Annotated in this window: 17 protein-coding genes and 2 pseudogenes; 8 read left to right on the top strand and 11 right to left on the bottom strand. The window is 73.1% G+C overall.

Annotated features, from left to right (window positions below; translation table 11 throughout):
* Window positions 1–8: 8 nt before the first annotated feature.
* The gene (locus tag LE548_RS45950; protein WP_308030067.1) at window positions 9–1,352 is read left to right on the top strand and encodes a glycosyltransferase 87 family protein; all 1,344 of its coding nucleotides are present in this window, start codon (window positions 9–11) and stop codon (window positions 1,350–1,352) included.
* A gap of 98 nt (window positions 1,353–1,450) precedes the next feature.
* Here the strand turns inward: LE548_RS45950 and LE548_RS07995 are convergent.
* Together LE548_RS07995 and rho are read right to left on the bottom strand one after the other, a co-directional pair.
* Window positions 1,451–2,284 (bottom strand): annotated as a pseudogene (locus tag LE548_RS07995) (D-alanyl-D-alanine carboxypeptidase family protein); the annotation flags it as partial.
* 107 nt (window positions 2,285–2,391) lie between these two features.
* Entirely contained in the window at window positions 2,392–3,540 is a 1,149-nt protein-coding gene (rho, locus tag LE548_RS08000; protein WP_225095953.1) for a transcription termination factor Rho, read from the bottom strand.
* A 290-nt stretch (window positions 3,541–3,830) separates the two neighbouring features.
* Between rho and LE548_RS08005 the strand changes: the two are divergent.
* Window positions 3,831–4,482 (top strand): annotated as a pseudogene (locus LE548_RS08005) (cytochrome P450); the annotation flags it as partial.
* Between the two features lie 216 nt (window positions 4,483–4,698).
* Window positions 4,699–5,637: a DUF2076 domain-containing protein gene (locus tag LE548_RS08010; RefSeq protein ID WP_225095954.1), complete on the top strand. Its 939-nt coding sequence runs from the start codon at window positions 4,699–4,701 to the stop codon at window positions 5,635–5,637.
* Window positions 5,638–5,641: 4 nt separating this feature from the next.
* Here LE548_RS08010 and LE548_RS08015 read toward each other — a convergent pair whose 3' ends face one another.
* Window positions 5,642–6,040 carry a nuclear transport factor 2 family protein gene (locus tag LE548_RS08015; RefSeq protein WP_225095955.1) on the bottom strand — a complete coding sequence of 133 codons (399 nt, stop codon included), beginning with the start codon at window positions 6,038–6,040 and terminating at the stop codon, window positions 5,642–5,644.
* 72 nt (window positions 6,041–6,112) lie between these two features.
* On the opposite strand from LE548_RS08015, the gene LE548_RS08020 reads away from it, so the two are divergent.
* Both LE548_RS08020 and LE548_RS08025 read left to right on the top strand, forming a co-directional pair.
* Entirely contained in the window at window positions 6,113–6,676 is a 564-nt protein-coding gene (locus LE548_RS08020; RefSeq protein ID WP_225095956.1) for a PadR family transcriptional regulator, read from the top strand.
* Window positions 6,677–6,680: 4 nt separating this feature from the next.
* Entirely contained in the window at window positions 6,681–7,436 is a 756-nt protein-coding gene (locus LE548_RS08025; protein ID WP_225095957.1) for a class I SAM-dependent methyltransferase, read from the top strand.
* Here LE548_RS08025 and LE548_RS08030 read toward each other — a convergent pair.
* From LE548_RS08030 to LE548_RS08050, 5 genes are all read right to left on the bottom strand, one after another.
* Window positions 7,406–8,182 carry a GntR family transcriptional regulator gene (locus LE548_RS08030; protein WP_225095958.1) on the bottom strand — a complete coding sequence of 259 codons (777 nt, stop codon included), beginning with the start codon at window positions 8,180–8,182 and terminating at the stop codon, window positions 7,406–7,408. The genes LE548_RS08025 and LE548_RS08030 overlap by 31 nt on opposite strands.
* A gap of 143 nt (window positions 8,183–8,325) precedes the next feature.
* Complete coding sequence (locus tag LE548_RS08035) at window positions 8,326–9,294, bottom strand: acetylxylan esterase (RefSeq protein WP_225095959.1); 969 nt, start codon at window positions 9,292–9,294, stop codon at window positions 8,326–8,328.
* A 188-nt stretch (window positions 9,295–9,482) separates the two neighbouring features.
* Window positions 9,483–10,067 carry a hypothetical protein gene (locus LE548_RS08040; protein ID WP_225095960.1) on the bottom strand — a complete coding sequence of 195 codons (585 nt, stop codon included), beginning with the start codon at window positions 10,065–10,067 and terminating at the stop codon, window positions 9,483–9,485.
* 293 nt (window positions 10,068–10,360) lie between these two features.
* Entirely contained in the window at window positions 10,361–11,125 is a 765-nt protein-coding gene (locus tag LE548_RS08045; RefSeq protein ID WP_374116035.1) for a ferredoxin reductase, read from the bottom strand.
* Window positions 11,118–11,723, bottom strand: coding sequence for a sulfite oxidase-like oxidoreductase (locus LE548_RS08050; protein ID WP_225095961.1), 606 nt, complete (start codon window positions 11,721–11,723; stop codon window positions 11,118–11,120). The genes LE548_RS08045 and LE548_RS08050 overlap by 8 nt, the downstream gene beginning before the upstream one ends.
* A gap of 190 nt (window positions 11,724–11,913) precedes the next feature.
* Here LE548_RS08050 and LE548_RS08055 point away from each other — a divergent pair, with 190 nt between their 5' ends.
* Window positions 11,914–12,837, top strand: coding sequence for an NADP-dependent oxidoreductase (locus LE548_RS08055; RefSeq protein ID WP_225095962.1), 924 nt, complete (start codon window positions 11,914–11,916; stop codon window positions 12,835–12,837).
* A gap of 89 nt (window positions 12,838–12,926) precedes the next feature.
* Window positions 12,927–13,688 carry a GNAT family N-acetyltransferase gene (locus tag LE548_RS08060; RefSeq protein WP_225096120.1) on the top strand — a complete coding sequence of 254 codons (762 nt, stop codon included), beginning with the start codon at window positions 12,927–12,929 and terminating at the stop codon, window positions 13,686–13,688.
* 66 nt (window positions 13,689–13,754) lie between these two features.
* Here the strand turns inward: LE548_RS08060 and LE548_RS08065 are convergent, their stop codons facing one another.
* Window positions 13,755–14,195, bottom strand: a complete 441-nt coding sequence (locus LE548_RS08065) for a MarR family winged helix-turn-helix transcriptional regulator (RefSeq protein ID WP_225095963.1) — start codon at window positions 14,193–14,195, stop codon at window positions 13,755–13,757.
* Between the two features lie 82 nt (window positions 14,196–14,277).
* Between LE548_RS08065 and LE548_RS08070 the strand changes: the two genes are divergently transcribed.
* Window positions 14,278–15,372, top strand: a complete 1,095-nt coding sequence (locus LE548_RS08070; RefSeq protein WP_225095964.1) for a hypothetical protein — start codon at window positions 14,278–14,280, stop codon at window positions 15,370–15,372.
* A gap of 66 nt (window positions 15,373–15,438) precedes the next feature.
* Here the strand turns inward: LE548_RS08070 and LE548_RS08075 are convergent, their stop codons facing one another.
* Complete coding sequence (locus LE548_RS08075) at window positions 15,439–16,680, bottom strand: VWA-like domain-containing protein (RefSeq protein WP_225095965.1); 1,242 nt, start codon at window positions 16,678–16,680, stop codon at window positions 15,439–15,441.
* On the bottom strand, window positions 16,677–17,909 hold the full coding sequence (locus tag LE548_RS08080) for an AAA family ATPase (RefSeq protein ID WP_225095966.1): 1,233 nt from the start codon (window positions 17,907–17,909) through the stop codon (window positions 16,677–16,679). Before LE548_RS08080 ends, LE548_RS08075 begins: the two co-directional genes overlap by 4 nt.
* Window positions 17,910–17,962: the final 53 nt, after the last annotated feature.

The raw sequence follows: 17,962 nt of genomic DNA on the forward strand, positions 1-17,962 counted from the left end.
CACTCGGAGTGACCGGGCCGCGCACGACCCGGGGCCGGCTGCTGCTGGTCCTGGTCCTCGCTGCCACGGTCACCGTCTTCACCGCGACCGTGCCGCTGCTGCGCGACTTCTTCGACCTGCGTGTCTACTACGGGACCGTGCACACCTGGGTGCACCACGGGGGCCGCATCTACGACTACCACGTCCCCGGCACCGCCTACGGCTTCACCTATCCGCCGTTCGCCGCCCTCGCCATGCTGCCGCTGGCCCTGCTCGGCCGGACCACCGCGATCGCGCTGTCGCTGCTGGTGAACCTGGCCGCGCTCGCGACGGTCCTGTGGATCCTGGCCGGCTCCGGCCGCCGGCGGCACGGCTGGTACCGCTGGTCGCTCGCCCTGTGTGCGCTCGCGCTGTTCGAACCGCTGCGGGACACCTTCAGCTTCGGCCAGGTCAACCTGGTGCTCCTCGCCCTCGTCCTCGGCGACTGCCGGCTGCTGACGAGCGGCCGGGGGCGCTGGGCGGGCGCCGGGATCGGGCTCGCCGCCGCCGTGAAGCTGACGCCCGCCCTGTTCATCGGCCTGCTGCTGCTCGCCGGGCGCCGCCGGGCGGCCGGTGTCGCGACGGCCGTGGCCGTCGCGGCGAGCGCGCTCGCGGCCTGGGCGGACCCGAGCGCGTCCCGCTTCTACTGGACCGATGCGCTGTGGGACACCAGCCGGGTCGGCCGCCTCGCCTACGTCTCGAACCAGTCGCTGCAGGGTGTGCTGGCCCGCCTCGGCGAGACCGGCCGCCCGCTGTGGGCCACGGCGGTCCTGCTGACCTTGTGCGTGTGGGCCTGGCGGGCCCGGCGGGCGGTGACGGCCGGGGACTGGACGGCGGCCTTCGCGCTCACCGGCGCGGCGGCCTGTCTGGTCAGCCCGATCACCTGGGTGCATCACCTGGTGTGGCTGCTGCCGTCGTTCGCGGTCCTGGTCCGCGCCGGACACCCGCGCATCGCGGGGGGCCTGTACGCGGTGATGTGCACGAGCGTGGTGTGGCTCTGGTACGACGGCGCCTCGGGCGTCGGCGGGTTCCTCGGCGGCAACCTCTACACGTGGATCACCCTCGGCCTGCTGCTCGGCCTGCCGGTGGGTCAGTCGCGCGCGGCCTTGCCCTTGGCCCGCAGCACCAGCGCCACGGCCGCCCCGGCGCCGATCCCCGAGAGCCCCGCGACGAGCGCGGTACCGGACCAGCCCGAGTCGTCGTCCGGGACTCGCGACGCGGCCGCGGCCACCGGTACCGCCGGTTTCGCCGGGCGGGGCTTGACGCGCAGCCCGTCCAGCGAGCCGACCGGATCGACCTGCCCGGCCGCGTCGAAGCCCCAGTCCAGCAGCTGACGGGCCTCCTTGTACACCGTGAACCCGCCGCCCGCCTGAGGGTTCATCACGGTCACCACGAGCGTGCGCCCGTGGTGGCGGGCCGCGGCCACCAGAGTGTTGCCCGCGTGGGACGTGTAGCCGTTCTTGATGCCGATCAGCCCCGGATACGGTGCGACGCCGTCCCGGCCGGTCAGGAGCCGGTTGGTGTTCGAGATCCCGAATGCCCATCCGTCGGCGGGGAACGTGGCCTCGGCGGTGGAGCAGTAGCGGGCGAAGTCGGGGTTGCGCAGCCCCTCCCGGCCGAAGACCGCCAGGTCGTAGGCGGAGGACACCTGGCCGTCCGCGTCGTAGCCGTCGGGGGAGACGACATGGGTGTCCAGGGCACCGAGCGAGCGGGCCTTGGCCTGCATCCGCGCGGCCGTGGCGTCCCAACCGCCGGCCATCGAGGCGAGCACGTGCACGGCGTCGTTGCCGGACCTGAGGAACACCCCGCGCCACAGATCGGCCACGTCGTAGGTGCGCCCCTCCTGAATGCCGACCAGGCTGCTGCCCGGGCCGATGTCCGCAAGCTCCGCGTCCCGCACGGTGTGCCGCATCCCGCCCGGCAGCTCGGGCAGCACGGTGAGGGCGAACAGCGTCTTCAGGGTGCTGGCCGGCGGCAGCCTGAGGTGGGCGTCGCTCGCGGCCAGCACGTCCCCGCTGCCGGCGTCGGCCACCACCCAGGACAGCGCCGACACCTCCGGCACCTCGGGCGCCCCCCGGTGCGGCCGGACCTGCGTACCTGAGCGGTACAGCTGGGACGGCCCGGGCATCACCGCCTGGGGGCCGGGCGGAGCGGGGTCCCCCGTGTGCTGCCCGGCGGAGACGGCGGCCGGCGCGAGCGCCAGCACCCCCGTCACGCACAGGGAACAGGCCGACAAGGCCGCCCGATGAGAAAGTCCGGTGATCATGTGATGAACGTACGAATACCTCTCTCGTTCTTCGCGCTCTCCGGGCCGTTCGGCCCACGCGAGCAACCCGGACGAGGCACCTCGGGCGAGGCGTGCCGGGGCGGTGGTCAGCCGGCCGGCAGTGTGGGCCGGATCTGCCGCAGGAACGCGGCGTTGCCGGGGGTGGCGCGCAGCCGCTCCAGCAGGGTCTCCAGTCCGGAGGGACCGCCCTCCCGGCCGCGCAGCACGCGGCGCAGCCCGTGCACGGCCGTCAACTCGGCCGGAGTGAGCAGGAGTTCCTCGCGGCGGGTTCCGGTGGCGTCGATGTCCACGGCGGGGAAGAGGCGGCGGGCGGCCGCCTCCCGGTCGAGGCGCAGCTCCATGTTGCCGGTGCTCTTCAGCTCCTCGAAGTAGTACTGGTCGGCGCGGGAGCCCGTGTCCACCAGCACGGTGGCGAGGATGGTGAGCGAGCCGCCCTCCTCGGCCTGGCGGGCGGCGCCGAAGAACCGCTTCGGGCCGAGCAGCGCACCGGCGTCGACACCGCCGCTCAGGGTGCGTCCGCCGGCGGCGGAGGCGTTGTTGTGGGCCCGGCACAGCCGGGTCAGCGAGTCCAGCAGGACGACGACGTCCTCGCCGGCCTCGACCAGGCGCTTGGCCCGCTCGACGACGAGTTCGGCGAGCGCGATGTGCTCCTTGGGCGTCCGGTCGAAGGTGGAGGCGTACACCTCGCCGCGCACCGAGCGGCGCATCTCGGTGACCTCCTCGGGCCGCTCGTCCAGCAGCAGGACCATCAGCCGGCACTCGGGGTGGTTGCCGGCCACGGCTGCGGCGAGCTGCTGGAGCAGCACCGTCTTGCCGCTCTTCGGCGGGGCGACGATCAGGCCGCGCTGGCCCTTGCCGACCGGCGCGAGCAGATCGGTGACCCGGCCGGCCGGCCCGGAGGCGGGATGTTCGACGCGGAGGCGGTCGTGCGGGTGGAGCGGGGTGAGGTCGCCGAAGCGGCGCCGGCCGACCGGGCCCGCCGGATCGCGGCCCTCGACGCGCGTGATCTCGGTCAGCGCCCGCCGCTCGCCCCGGACGCCCTCGACGAGGTCGCCCTTGCGCAGCCCGTGGCGCCGGATCAGGGCCGTGGGGACCTGGGGGTCGGCCGGCGTGGACAGGAGGTTCGTGGCCCGCAGATGTCCCTTCCCCTGCGCGTCGATGTCGAGGACACCGGTGACGAGCCGGGCGGCCGGGGCCTGCGGGACCACGGGAGGATGGTCGAGTGTGGTGGTCATGGTGGGAGGTCCTTTCGCGGACGGGAGAAACAGCGTGGGAAGGGGGAGGGGCCGCGAGCGGCAGGCGGACACATGCCTGCGGGCGGCGGGAACGACACCTCGGGGTACGGCGGAAACGCCCTGGTCCGAGGTGGTGCTGAGAAGAAGCCCGGGCCGGTCGAGAGTCCTGGCCGAAGGGCTGGTGGAGAGAAGAGCGACACCGATGTCCGTACGACGGGACACGCACATGCGCTGATCGCACTATACCCGTGCGTCCGGTGACGTCAACATGAGGGCGTCCACGTCTATTCCTGCCCCGCCCGACCGTCAGAAGAACCCCGTGGAACTTCCTCCCGCCCGGCCCCGTCCCCTCCGGCGGCCGCCCGTACGCCGTCAACGCGCGCCTGCGGGCGCAGGGCACCGTGGCCCCGGTCGAACTGCCCGGCGGCATCGAGGGGACGGTCGTACTCGGCACGACGCGCCCAAGGATCCCTCCGGCATCCCGAAGTCGCCAAGGACACACGGCACTTCACGGCCCTGCGGGAGGGGCGGATCGTTCCCGGCCGGCCGCTGCCGACCTTCGCGACCGTACGGGGGCATGACCACCGCCGACGGCGACGACCACCGCCGGCTGCGGTCCCTGGCCGGCCGCGCCCTCACCCCGCGCCGGTGGCGGAACTGCGGTAGCAGATCGAGGAGTTGACCTGAGAAGATCTCGACGGCCTCGCCCGTGCCGCCGACGCGGGCGACGGTGTCGCCGATCTACGCCGGCACTTCGCCCTGCCCCTGCCGATGGGCGTCATCAGCGAACTCATCGGCGTGGACGGCGAGTTCCGTGACCGGCTGCATCACATGAGCAACCAGGTCGTGGCCACCGACATCATGCCGGCCCGGGCCGGTGCCGCCAACCTCGAACTCGTCGCCGTGCTCGGTGAGATCGCCGCGGCGAAGGCCGCGCAACCGGCCAGGAGGACGCGATCGCGCTGAAGCGGCTGTTCACCCGGTTCCCCCCGAACTCCAACTCGCCCCACATGAAGCCGACTTGCAGCCTCACTCCGGCTTTGTCGGCACCAGCGTCCGGACAGACCGTGCCCGTCCCCCTCCGGCCGCATGTCCTCAGACCGTAACGATCCTGGACGTCAGGGGACTTGCCCGATAAGCGTGCACTATGTTCAGGACATGTCCACGCCATCGCAGCCGCCTCAGCCGGCCGATCAGCCGGCACCACAGCCCGCGCAGCCGCCGCAGCCGGCCGTCCCGCCGCAGCCGACGGCCTACCCGTACCCGAGCCCGCAGTCCCCGCCGCCCGGGAACTTCTATGCGCAGCCCACCCTGGTCGGCCAGCCCGCCGCCCAGCCCCTGCCGGTGCCGCACGGACAGCAGGTGCAGCCGGGGCAGTTCGGCGGGGCGGGGCAGCCCCAGCCCGGCAACCCCTATGCCCAGGCACCCCAGTACGGCCCCGGCGCTCCTGTTCCCCCATCAGGTGGCGGCGGGGCGGGCAAGGCGGTGCTGTGGGCGGTCGTCGGCGCGGTCGTCGCGTCCGCCGCCTGGGCGGGCGGTGTCTTCCTCATCGGCGGCAAGAGCGACAGCGCGGACCTGCGGGGCTACGCGGCGCCGGCCGACATGTGCTCCCGCGCCGACTACTCCTCCTTCAAGAGCGAATACCCGCAGGACGACACCACGCCCACCAAGAACACCCTCAAGAACCCGGCGCTGGACGAGAGTTACTGCAGTCTCGGTCTGAAGAAGACCGGTTCCACCTACGCCGACGCCTACCTGACCATGCAGCTGGACCTGCACAGAAAGACCGATCCGGGGCCCGAGTTCACCGCCCTGTGGAAGAACTACGCTGACAGTCACAGCGGTTACGAGGTCTCCACGGTCAACGGCATCGGCGACGAGGCCTACCTGGTCAGCCAGGACACCACCGGCGGCTCCGCCGGCAGCGGCTCCCGCTATGCCACGCTCGCCGTGCGCGACGGCTGGGTGACGTACGAGATGACCTACAACACGTACCTCAGCTCGTACGACCAGGACAAGAACCCGCCCAGCCTCGGCAGTGTGACCGACTGGCTCAAGAAGGACGCCAAGGCGACCCTGGGGCAGCTGAAGGGCTGACGCGTCACGCCGATCGTGCCTCCGCCTCCTTCGCGATCTCGTCGAACCGCGCGCCCATGGCCTCGGCGAGGGCATGGGCGCCGGACAGGGGGCGGACCATGACCATGAAGTCGTCGATCAGGCCGTCCTCGTTCACGTGGATGAAGTCGCAGCCGGTCAGCTCGCGGTCGCCCACCCGGGCCGTGAAGACCAGCGCGTGGTCGGCGCCGTCCGGGGCCCCGATCTCCCGGACGTAGCGGAAGTCCTCGAAGACCTGGGAGACCGCGCGCAGGATCGCCGCGGTGATCGCCTTGCCCGGATACGGCTTGAAGACGACCGGGCTGGTGAAGACGACGTCCTCGGCCAGCAGCGCCACGGCGGCGTCGATGTTCCCGGCCTCCACCGCCTCGCGGAACGCGCGCATCGGATCACCTCACATAGTCAATTAATTGATTAGGTGCGGATGAGATTAATCAAGGGCTGCTAACCTGTCCACATGTCGCTCAAGTACGCCGTCCTGGCCGCTCTGCTGGAGGGCGAGGCCTCGGGCTACGAGCTGTCGAAGGCGTTCGACGTCTCGCTCGCGAACTTCTGGCCTGCCACCCCGCAGCAGCTCTACCGGGAGCTGGAGCGTCTGGCACAGGACGGGCTGGTCCAGGCCCGGACCGTGCAGCAGGAACGCCGGCCCAACAAGCGGATGTTCACGCTCACCGGGGCCGGCCGGGCCGAGCTGACCGCGTTCGCCGCCGAGCCGCCGAAACGGCCCACCGCCGTGCGCGACGAGTTCCTCATCAAGATCCAGGCGATGGACGGCGGCGATCCGGAGGTCACTCGCACGCTGGTCGAGGAGCGGATGGGCTGGGCGCGCGGCAAGCTCGACCGCTACTGGCGGGTCCGCGAACGACTCCTCGACGGGCGGAGCGAGGAGGAGTACCTCCGCACCGCCGAGCGCGTCGGCCCGTATCTCACCCTCATGGCCGGGATCGCCTTCGAGGAGGACAATCTGCGCTGGTGCGAGCGGGTCCTCGCGGTCCTCGCCCAGCGAGTGGCCCTGGGTTGAGACGATGTTCGGTCCCGAAGGTCCCCGCCTGCATGAACTCGCGGTCCAGGCGCTGTCGTCCGTCGAGCGCGGCTACGACCTGCTCGCCCCGAAGTTCGACCACACCCCGTTCCGGACCCCCGACGAGATGCTGGAGTCCGTCGCCAGGGCGCTCGCCCCGCTCGGCCCGTTCGCGGACGGGCTCGACCTGTGCTGCGGCACCGGCGCGGGCGTGGAGGCGCTGACCGGGCTGTGCCGGCGGAGCGTCACCGGCGTCGACTTCAGCGCGGGCATGCTGGAGGTGGCCCGGCAGAGGGTGCAGCCACCGGCCGGCGGGCCCGGAGTCGCCTGGGTGCGCGGCGACGCCCGCGCCCTGCCGTTCGTAGCCTCCTTCGAACTCGTCGTCTCCTTCGGGGCGTTCGGCCACTTCCTGCCGCGTGAGCTGCCAGGGCTGTTCGTGCAGGTCCACTCGGTCCTGCGGCCCGGCGGCCGGTTCGCCTTCCCGGTGCTCGCCCCGCCCCGCCCGACCCGGCCCGGCTACTGGCTGCTGCTCGGTTTCGACGCCGTCATGCGGGTGCGCAACGCCCTGTGGCGGCCGCCGTTCGTCATGTATTACCGCACCTTCCGGCTCGGCGACGTGCTGCGGGAGCTGGGGCATGCGGGCTTCGAGGTCGAGCTGCACCCCCTGCCGGAGTTCGGGCGGCGGGACGACGGCAGCCCGCGCGCCCGGCTGGTGGTGGCCCGGCGAGGTCAGCCCGCGGCGGGCAGCGTGAACTCGTAGACCAGCATGTCCTGTTCGTTCACCACCAGGTCGGTGATCTCCAGCGGCCGGGCGTACTGGTCGTGCACCCGCCGGGTCACCCGCACCGAGGAGGCGTCGCCGACCTGGCTGATGGCGTCCCGGTGGTGCAGGGCCAGACCGGCCTTGCGCATCCAGTCGTAGGCCCGCAGCAGCTGCGCGGGCGTGGCCCCGTCGGCCCGGTCCCGGTACCGGGCCAGCTCGGCGACCTCGGCCAGCGCCACCGCCGAGAACGACGTCACCGCCGTCCGCAGCGAGCGGCCGTCCGGCGTGGCCGACCGGTAGCGGTGCACCAGTGTCGGCCGGTGCGGGGCCATGCCCAGCGCCCGGGCGTGCTCCGGCGGCGGCGCCTCCCAGGTCACGGTGGCCCGGTCGACCGCACACGGGTCCGCCGGGCGGGCGCCCAGCGGGAACACAGGCGTCGCCGGGGCCTCGACCGGTCGGCCGGGCAGCGTGGCGTGGCTGCCGCGCCGGTCGGTCGCGACCAGACCGCCGCGCCGCAGCACCTCCAGGGCCTGCCGGACGGTCTCCCGGCTGACCCCGTAGTGCGTGGCCAAGTGCCGTTCGCCCGGCAGCCGTTCGCCCGGGGGAATGGTGCCGGCGCGCAGTTCGCCGAGCAGCAGAGCCGCGATCCGCCCGTACAGGGGCCGGTCGTCGTGCGGTGCGGATTCGTGACTCTGCGCGGATTCGTGGCTCTGGTCGGGTTCGTGCGGGGTGGTGCGGGCCATGCCGCGCCCTCCTGTGGTGACAAGACGTAGCCGTGCGGGCTCATTGCGCGACCACAATTAGCATTGGTCTAAACCACGAGGGAAGAGCGGCCTGCCGGTTCGGCCGAAACCCGCCCCGCCGGCTCAGGAGCCCGCCCCGCCTCTCAGGCGTACGACCGCAGCCAGCGCACCTTCGCCGCCTCGTGGAAGGGGCCGCCGCCCTCGTGGTCGTTGAAGTCGTACACCTCGATCGCCTTGTCCTCGTGCGCCCAGGCGTTGAAGGCCGCGAACACCGTCGACGGCGGACAGGTCTGGTCCTCCAGAGCGGCCGAGAACAGCGCCGGCGCCCGGCCCCGGGCCGCGAAGTGCACACCGTCGAAGTACGCCAGGGTGCGCTGCACCTCCGCCGAGCGGCCGCGGTGCGTCTTGAGGAACAGGGCAACCTCCCGGTACGGATGACGGTCCGTCAGGACCGTCGCACGCGGGAAGTCGCACAGGAACGGCACGTCGGGCGCGATCGCGGCCAGATCCGGAACCAGACCGCCGACGGCCAGGGCGATGCCGCCGCCCTGACTGGCGCCGAGCGCCACCGTGCGTGCCGCGTCGGTCAGCGGATGCGAACGGGCCGCCTCGACCGCGCGCACGGCATCTGTGAACACCCGCCGGTAGTAGTAGTTCTCGGGCGCCTCGATGCCCCGCGTCATGAAGCCCGGGTACGCCGGGGCCGCGCCCACCGGGTCCGCCGTGCCGCCCCCCGCGCCCCAGGTGCTGCCCTGGCCACGGGTGTCCATGGTGAAGTGCGCCCGGCCCGTCGAGGCCCACAGCAGGTTCTCGTGCGCCAGTCCCCGCCCGCCGCCGTACCCGACGAACTCCACGATCAGCGGCAGGGGCTCCGTCGCGCCGGCCGGCAGTCGCAGCCAGCCCTTGACGGGGTGACCGCCGAACCCGGCGAACGTCACGTCGTACACCTCGACCGTCGACAGCCCGGTGTCCACCGGCTCGAAGCGGGCGTCCAGCTCGTGCTCGCGCGCCTCCTCCAGGGTCTTGCCCCAGAAGGCGTCGAAGTCCTCGGGTTCGGTGGACTCGCTGCGGTACGCGTGCAGTTCGGCGAGGGAAAGGTCGAACAGGGCCATCAACAACCGCCTTTGTGAAGGGACAGTGCGTCAGCTCACCGTACGTGGATGATCGGAGGACTGACCAGGCCCGGGAGGCGCGCCCGAACGGTTTCTTGGTGGTCGACGTGCCTGGTCATAGGGTGAGCGAGCGCTTGCTGTCGGGAGTGGCGGTGTGCGTCGGGCGGAACGTGGTGATCGGGTGACCGTCAGGCCTGATGCTGGGTCCACCTCGGCCCGGTCCGCGCCCACGCGCGCTCCCACTCCGCCATCCGGCGGCGCAGCGCGATCCGCCGCTCCACGGCGTACCCGAACAGCACGACAGCGGCCGTACCGCCCGCCGCACACACGCCGACGGTCACCGCGTGCTGCCAGACGGCCGCGTCGCCCGGGGGCGGGGCGACCGCGCGGCCCCGCGCGTCGAACCACACGGAGACCGTGTCGCCGGTACGGGTCCCGGAGGGCACCCGGGCCCAGGTGGTACGGGGGCCCTTGCCGGGTTCGGTCCAGCGGACCTCGGCGCGATAGGGGCGCCGGCGGTCGCCCTCCACCGCCGGTACCCGACGGGGCGGGTCGCCGATCACCACGGCGCGCACCTGGTGGCGTTCGGCGCGGGCCGCCGCCGCGAGCGCCCGGGCCTGGTCATGAGCGTGCAGGCCCGCGGCCGCCCCGGCCAGCGGCGCCACCACGAACAGCAGGACGGTGACCACCAGCACCGTCCACGCCTCCACGACGTCCGAGTGGCGCCGCAACGGATTGCGCTGCCAGCGCCAGCCACGCACCCGGGTCCGCATGTCCACCTCCTCGCCCCGTCGGAGCTGGAGCGCCGACGGACCGCTGTCGCGCGCCCGCCGTCCCCCCGCCGCTCACGCACACGAGCGTCCACACCCGTCTCGTACCCCGTACGGTGCCCCTCGTTCACGCTGCGAACCGTGAGTTCAAGCCCGTTTGGAGCGCGGAACGAGCCACGCGCCCCACGGCCACACGGCCGGCCTACGGCGTGCGACCGGGGTGCCCGGGCGTCAGAGGACGGACGTGGCTGGCCACCGGGCTCGGACAGGGTTCCCCGAAGGAGCGGGCGGGAGGTTCAGCCGAAGCGTTCGATCCGGATCCGTTCCACCGGCTGGCCGGCGGCGACCAGGAGCCGGGAGGCGTGCTCGGCGAAGCCGTTGGACCCGCATACATAGGCCTCCCACCCACCTGGAGGCTGCTCGGACAGGAGGGGCGCCACATGTGCGGACGTCATACGCCCCACGGGCACCCCCTGTGGGGCGCTGCGTGTGAACACGGGCGTCGTCTCCGCGCCCAGCTCCGACGCGTAGAACAGCGACTCGGGGCTGCGCGCGGACACCAGCAGACGCAGCGGCACGGTGAGGCCGCGCAGCCGGTGGTGCCGCACCATCGACATCAGCGGTACGACCCCGGAACCGGCACCGAGCAGCAGCGCGGGCCGGTCGCCTTTCCAGGCGAAGAAGCCGCTCAGCGGTCCACGCACCTCGATCGTGTCCCCGGGCCGGGCCACGGTGTGGAACCAGCCGGAGACCTCTCCGTCCGGCACATGGTCGAGAGTCAGTTCGATGTGTCCGGAGTCGTCGGGTGCCGACGCGATGGAGTAGTGGCGCTGCGCCGTGTAGCCGTCCGGCGCGGTCAGCCGCAGCAGCAGATGCTGTCCGGGCAGATGCCCCGCCCAGCCCGGCACGGCCAGCCGGAACGTGGCCGCGTGCGCTGTCTCGCGCCGGATCTCCGTGAGTGTGGCCGTCTGCCAGACCGCCGCGGCCTGGTCACTCACCGCGATCCGCCCGGGCACCGCGAACCGGGTCACCGCCGGGTTCGTCGTCACCGTCTCAGTCACCGGAGTACCGCTGCTCCTCCCAGGGATTGCCGCGCTCGTGGTAGCCGTTGCGCTCCCAGAAGCCGGGCTCGTCGTGGTCGAGCAGGGTGAGACCCGCGATCCACTTGGTGCTCTTCCAGAAGTACAGATGGGGCACGATCAGCCGCGCCGGGCCGCCGTGCTCGGACGGCAGCGGCTCGCCGTCGTACTCCCAGACGATCCAGGCCCGCCCGCCGGTGAGGTCGGCGAGTGGAAGATTGGCGGTGTAGCCCGTGTGGGAGTGGGCGACGGCATGTGTGGCGGACGCCTGGGGCCGCACCCTGTGGAAGAACGCGTCCAGCGAGACACCGCCGAACCGCACGCCGAACTTCGACCAGCCGGTCACACAGTGGATGTCCCCGGCGTACGCCGACTCCGGCAGGGCGTGCGCCGCGTCCCAGTCCCAGGTGTGCGGCCGCTCGACCAGGCCGTCGATACGGAAGGACCAGTCGGCCGGGGCGAGGTCGGGGGTGACCTCGGCGGACAGGACGGGCCAGTCCTCGCCCGCGTCGTACTGGCCGGGAGGCAACCCGGGGTTGTGTACGCGCGGGCGGCCCGTGAAGCCTCGCGTGACGTTCATCCGTCAACCGTACGCTGTCACATCCCGCGCTCCGTCCCAGCTCACTGTCCGGATCTTCCAGGCCACCGCGCGATCGTTGCGTCCGTATGAACTCTTTCGGGCCCGGGGAATAGCTCTGCGGCGCTTCTCCTTTGCGCTCGATGCCGGCGCCGGTACACCGGTGACAGCGCGAGAGAAGCGAGGAAATTGCATGCCCAAGGCATACGTCTATACGCGGCACGGCGGACCGGAGGCCGAGGCGCTGACCGAGCTGGACCGGCCGCACCCCGGCCCCGGCGAGATCCTGATCGCGGTCCGCGCGGCCGGGGTGAACCCCGTCGACTGGAAAATGCGCCAGGGCTTTCTCCGCCCCGGCGAAGACCCCCGCGACTTCCCCACGGTCTTCGGCAGTGAGGCCGCCGGGGTCGTGGCGGAGACCGGCCCGGGTGTGACCGGGTTCGCGGTCGGCGACGAGGTGTTCGGCAGCACGGTCCACGGCGGATATGCGGAGTACGCGCTCCTCTCCGCCGACGTGACCGCCCACAAGCCGGCCGCGCTGTCCTTCCGTGACGCCGCCACCCTCCCGGTCGCCGCGGCCACCGCCTACGACGGCGTCCGCCAGCTCGGCCTGCCGGGCGGGACGACCCTGCTGGTGACGGGCGCGGGCGGCGGGGTCGGCAGCGCGGTCGTGCAGATCGCCCGCGCCTTCGGACTGCGGGTCGTGGGCGTGGCGAGCGAGGGCAAGAAGGACTTCGTGGAGTCGCTCGGCGCCGTCCATGTGGCCTCCGGTCCCGGCCTCGTCGAGCGGGTGCGGGCCGCCGCCCCCGACGGGATCGACGGGGTGTACGACCTGATCGGCGGCCCGGTGCTGGCGGAGGCCGCCGAGCTGCTGAAGGACCGCGGCAAGCTGATCACGGCCGGTTCCCCGCTGGAGGCGGTCGCCGCGCTGGGCGGGGACCGGGTGCAACGCGCCCGCACCGCCGCCGTTCTGGACGCGGTCGCCGACCTCGTCGTACGCGGCGACCTGAAGCCGCACGTCACCCGCACCTTCCCCCTGGAGCAGGCCGGCGCGGCGCTGCGCGCCGTGGAGGACGGGCACACCCGCGGCAAGATCGTCATCGAGGTGGCCGCATGAGCCACATAGTCGGCCCGGGCGGCGCCCCGGCCACCGCCGCCCCGCAGCTCCTGGACGATCCGGCCGTCACGGCCACTGCCCCTCAGGGCATGGCCGATTCCGCCGCCGCCACCTCTCAGGCCCTGGCCGGATCCGCCGGCCCGCACATCCTCGACAACCCCGCCCTGGCCGCGCTGACCGGCCCGCACGCCCGCTTCGCCGAGCGGCGCGGGCGGGTGCTGCGGTACCCGGTGGACGTCTCCCCGTGGCTCGCCCTGCCCGACGAGCCGGACGCGCGGGACTGGGCGGATGCCGCCGCGCTGGCGGGTCCCGGTGCCGAGGTCCCGCTGCTGGGGTTCAGCGGTGAGGCGCCGGAGGACTGGGAGATCACCTTCCGGGTCGAGGGCGTTCAGCTCGTGGACGACGGCCTCGTCGCAGAGCCGGACGCGGAAGCGGTCCCGCTCGGCCCGGCCGATGTACCCGAGATGTTCGACCTCGTGGCCCGCACCCAGCCCGGACCGTTTCTGCCGCGGACCATCGAACTCGGCACCTACCTCGGCATCCGCCGCGACGGCGCGCTGATCGCGATGGCGGGGGAACGGCTGCACCCGCCGGGCTGGACCGAGATCAGCGCGGTCTGCACCGACCCGGCCCACCGCGGCGAAGGCCTCGCCACCCGGCTGATCCGCGCGGTGGCGCACGGCATCCGCGAGCGTGGCGAGACGCCGTTCCTGCACACGGGCGCGCAGAACACGAACGCGATCCGGCTGTACGAGTCGCTGGGTTTCCGGCTGCGCCGCCGTACCGCGTTCGGCGCGGCCCGCGCCCCGGAGCACCTGGCCGGTGACCGCGCGGCGGTACCGCTGGCGTAGCCGGCACGCGTACGTGGGGGCGCGTCCCGGTCGTACCGCTGCCGGAGCCGGGGCGCCCGGCTCCGGTCAGTCGGACCCGGTACCGCCCGGGCCCCCGTTGTACCGCTCCAGATAGGCCGCGAAGCGGATCAGGTCCTCCTCCGGCCAGCCGGTGAGCCGCTCGCGGAAGGCGGCCCGGCGGCTGCGGGTGACCCGGTCGAGGATCTCCTGGCCCGCCTCCGTCAGATGCAGCACCTGGACCCGGTGGTCCTCCGCGTCCAGCCGGCGCTCGATCAGCCCGGCCCGCTCCAGTGCCGCCACCTGGCGGCTCACCGTGGACTTGTCCAGGGCGTAGTGCGCCGCCAGGTCCGTCGCCCGGCAGCCGCCCTGCTCCTCCAGATGGCCGAGCAGGGTGTACGACACCAGCGACAGCTCGGGGTGCATACGGCCCGCCGAGGCACGGGCCCGGCGGGCGAAGATCGTCATCTCGCGCTGGATCGTCTCGACGGCCGACTCCGCTGCGCTCACGGGAATACCTCCTCAGGCGTTCTAGTTGTATAGTACAACTTAAACTGAGAGTTGTATAAGCCAACCTTTGGAGGTCTGCGCGATGAGGTCACCGGCACTGCGCCATGTGCTCACGCACCTGATCACCCCGCTGCTGATGTGCATAGGCATGGGGCTGGCGTACATGGGGGCCTTCGTCACCCCCGAGCCGCACCACCTGCCGGTCGCCGTCGTCGGCACCACCCCGCAGGCGAAGGTGTTCGCCCAGACGGTCAAGGACACCGCGGGGGACAAGCTCGACGTCCGTACGGTCGCCACCCGTGCCGACGCCGTACACCTTCTGAAGTCCCGCGATGTGACCGGCGCCTATGTGCCGAGCGCACACAAGCCCGAGCTGCTCGTGGCCAGCGCCGCCTCCGACATGGGCGCGACGGCCGTCGAGAAGGTCTTCACTCCGGTCGCCGCGGAGCAGGGTGTGCCGCTGAAGGTCACCGACGTGGCCGCGCCGGTCGCCGACGACCCCACGGGCCAGGGCCTGTTCTTCCTGCTGATCGCGGTCAGCATCGGCTCCTACGCCTCGGTCGCCGCCCTCGGTGCCGCGGGCGCCGAGCTGCCGATGCGGGTACGGGCGCTGCTCGCGCTCGGTGTCTCCGCCGTGGTCGGCGGTATCGGCACGCTGCTCGCCGGGCCGGTGTTCCATCTCGCGCACCACGACCTCGCGAGCGTGTTCGGCATGGCGTGGCTGTACTCGGCGGGCATCCTCCTCATCGGCGTCGGCCTGCACACCTTCCTGAAGCGGTGGACCACGCTCACCATGATGGTGCTGTTCGTGATGCTGAACTTCACCAGTTCCGGCGGCCTGTTCCGCCCCGAGCTGCAGAACGGCTTCTTCGGCACCCTGCACGCCTTCTGGAACGGCGCCGGCTTCGTCGAGGGCATCCGCAGCCTGCTGTACTTCGGCGACGACGGCCTCGCGCGCACTGTATGGACCCTCGCGGCCTGGCTGCTGGCGGGCCTCGTGGTGACCGGGATCGCGGCCCTGTACGAGCGGCCCCGGCGCGCCCGGCACGCGGCCGCCCACGGCGAGACGGCCACCGCCGGGCCGACCGCCGCTCCCGCCGTGCAGCGGACGGCGGCGGACCAGGCGGAGGCGGAAGCGGAGACCGAGGAGGAGATCGAGGAGACGGTCGGCGTCTGATCCGGCACCGGCCACCGAGGACAGGGAGCGCACCGCCCGGCCTGGGGCGGTGCCCCTGCCGGTGTGTCAGCCCGGCCCGGAACCGATCGTCACCACCCGTGCCCACGCGGGTGGTTCGTCCGGTCGGTAGTCGGGATCGTTCTCGTCGTACGACCCGCCGGCCCGGGAGAAGAGGCCCACCACGGTCCGGCAGGCGGGCCGCGCCTCGGGCCACGGGGTCTGGCCGTCGGTCAGCACCACCACCACGTCGGGCCGGGTCCGCAGTGCCCGCGCGAACCCGGCGCGCAGGTCCGTCCCGCCACCGCCCGTCAGCTCGATGCCCTCTGCCCGGCACAGCGGCTGCACGGTCCGGGCCGCGGCGTCGCAGGACAGCACGGAGACCAGGTCCCGCCGTCCGCCCAGGGCCCGGCAGATGGCGGCCACCTCCAGCAGCGCACTGCCCAGTTCGGCGTCGCTGACCGAGCCCGAGGTGTCGACGACCACGCAGACCCGGGGCGGACGGCGCCGCAGGCTCGGCAGCACCACCTTGGGCACTCCGGCCGAGCGTCGTGCCGGACGGCCGCGGTGATAGTCCTCGCCCGCACCCGGTGCACAGACGGCCGAGCGCAGCGCCGAGCCCAGCAACTGCCGCCACGGCTGCGGCGGATGGAACACCTCTTCCGCCCAGCGCCGCCAGCTCTGCGGGGCGCTGCCGGGAGCGCCCTTGATGCCCTGGGCCACGCGGAAGCGCACCGCGTCCCGCTCCTGCTCGCTGAGCCCGTGTGCGCCGTCGGGGCCCAGCTCCCACGCCCGCTCCAGCCCGTCCGCGCCGCTGCCGCAGTCCAGCCACCCCAGCCGGTCCAGCGGCGGCCCGAGCCGGACATGCCGTAGGTAGTCCTCCATCAACCAGCCTGCGGGCACCCCCAGTTTCTGCGGTGTCACCGCGTCCTCGGGACACACCAGACCGTCGCCGTAGACGTCGTCGTTGATCTCGCAGTCCGCGGCGATGTTCATCCGGAGCCGCTCCGCCGGGCCGGTCAGTCCGCGCTCGCGCGCGATCCGGTCGCCGCGCCCGTGGTGGTCGCGCAGCAGATGCGCCACCTCGTGCACCCACACCGCGGCCAGTTCCTCCAGCGCAGTGCGGTCCACGAACGCCGGGGAGACGTAGCACCGCCAGTACTGGTCGACCCCCATCGTCGGCACCTGCCGTGACTCCACCGGGCGCAGCGCGAACAACGCGGTCGCCAGGTACGGCCGGGCGCGGGCCGCGTGCAGCCGGGCCGCGAAGAGCTTGCCGAGGTCCAGCGCCCCGGGTGTCCGCGTCGTCATCGCCGGGCCCCGGCGGTCCGCACGGAGCGGCGGGCGGCCTCGTCGGCCCGCCGGGACAGGGACACCACCCCGGCCAGCCGCTCGACCGCCGCCGGCACCTCCCAGTCCTCCCGGCGCAGCGAGGCCAGCGTGGTCGCCGGGACGACCACCACGTCCGGCGCGCCGGTCTCCATCGCCCGCACCAGCAACGCCCAGGCCGCGTCCCAGCGGGCCCGCTCCGGTCGCCCCCGCACCGCGGCCACCACTCCGTCCAGCGCGGCCTGGCGCAGATCCCCGCGCTCGGGCAGCACGGCACCGGCCGGGTCGGCCAGCAGCGACTCCGGGTCGGGCAGGTCCATCCGGTCCAGGCTCGCCAGCAACTCCAGCCCCGGACCGTCGCCCACGGTGCCCCGGACCAGCAGCGACAGCACGTCCCGCGAGGATCCGGCGGACGTGGCGAAGGCGATCAGCCGCAGGGTCGCCTCCCAGCTCCGCGGCGACGGCCATGCCCCGCCCCGCCGGCTCTCCCCACTGGGCAGCCGGTGCACGAGCCCCGGCCGCGCCTGAAGGAAGGCGCACACCGCGCGCCGGGCGAAGTCCACCGCCTCGGGCAGCCGTTCGGCGTCGAGCCGGGGCAGGGTGGCCCGCGGCCAGGTCCCGCCGAGACCGCGTACGACGACGTCGTGGTCGTGGACCCACTGCAGATGCACGAACCGGTTGGCGAGCGGCGGGCTCAGTTCCCAGCCGTCGGCGGCCGAGGAGCGCGGGTTGGCGGCGGCCACGATCCGCACCCCGGCCGGCAGCCGCAGCGCACCGATCCGCCGCTCCAGCACGAGCCGCAGCAGCGCCGCCTGCACGGCCGGGGGAGCGGTGGACAGCTCGTCCAGGAACAGCAGCCCCCGCCCGGCACGCACCAGCCGCACCGCCCAGTCCGGCGGCGCCATCGGCACGCCCTGTACGGCGGGATCGTCGCCCACGACGGGCAGCCCCGAGAAGTCGGACGGCTCGTGCACGCTCGCGATCACGGTGGTCAGCGGCAGGTCCAGAGCGGCGGCGAGCTGGGTCAGCGCGGCCGTCTTGCCGATGCCGGGCTCGCCCCACAGCAGGACCGGGAGGTCGGCGGCCACGGCCAGGGTCAGCGCCTCCAGCTGGATGTCGGCGCGCGGCTCGGTGGTGGTGTCGCGGAGCAGGGTCAACAGAGTCTCGGCTACGTCGAGTTGAGGGAGGGCGGGCAGGGCGGAAGGAGTCATGTGGCATCACCTGAAGTCGGGAGAAGGGAAGGGGTTTGCGCCAACGGGGCAAG

Source organism: Streptomyces sp. CoH27, assembly GCF_020181035.1.
In the GTDB taxonomy this organism is placed as follows: Bacteria; Actinomycetota; Actinomycetes; order Streptomycetales; family Streptomycetaceae; genus Streptomyces; species Streptomyces camelliae.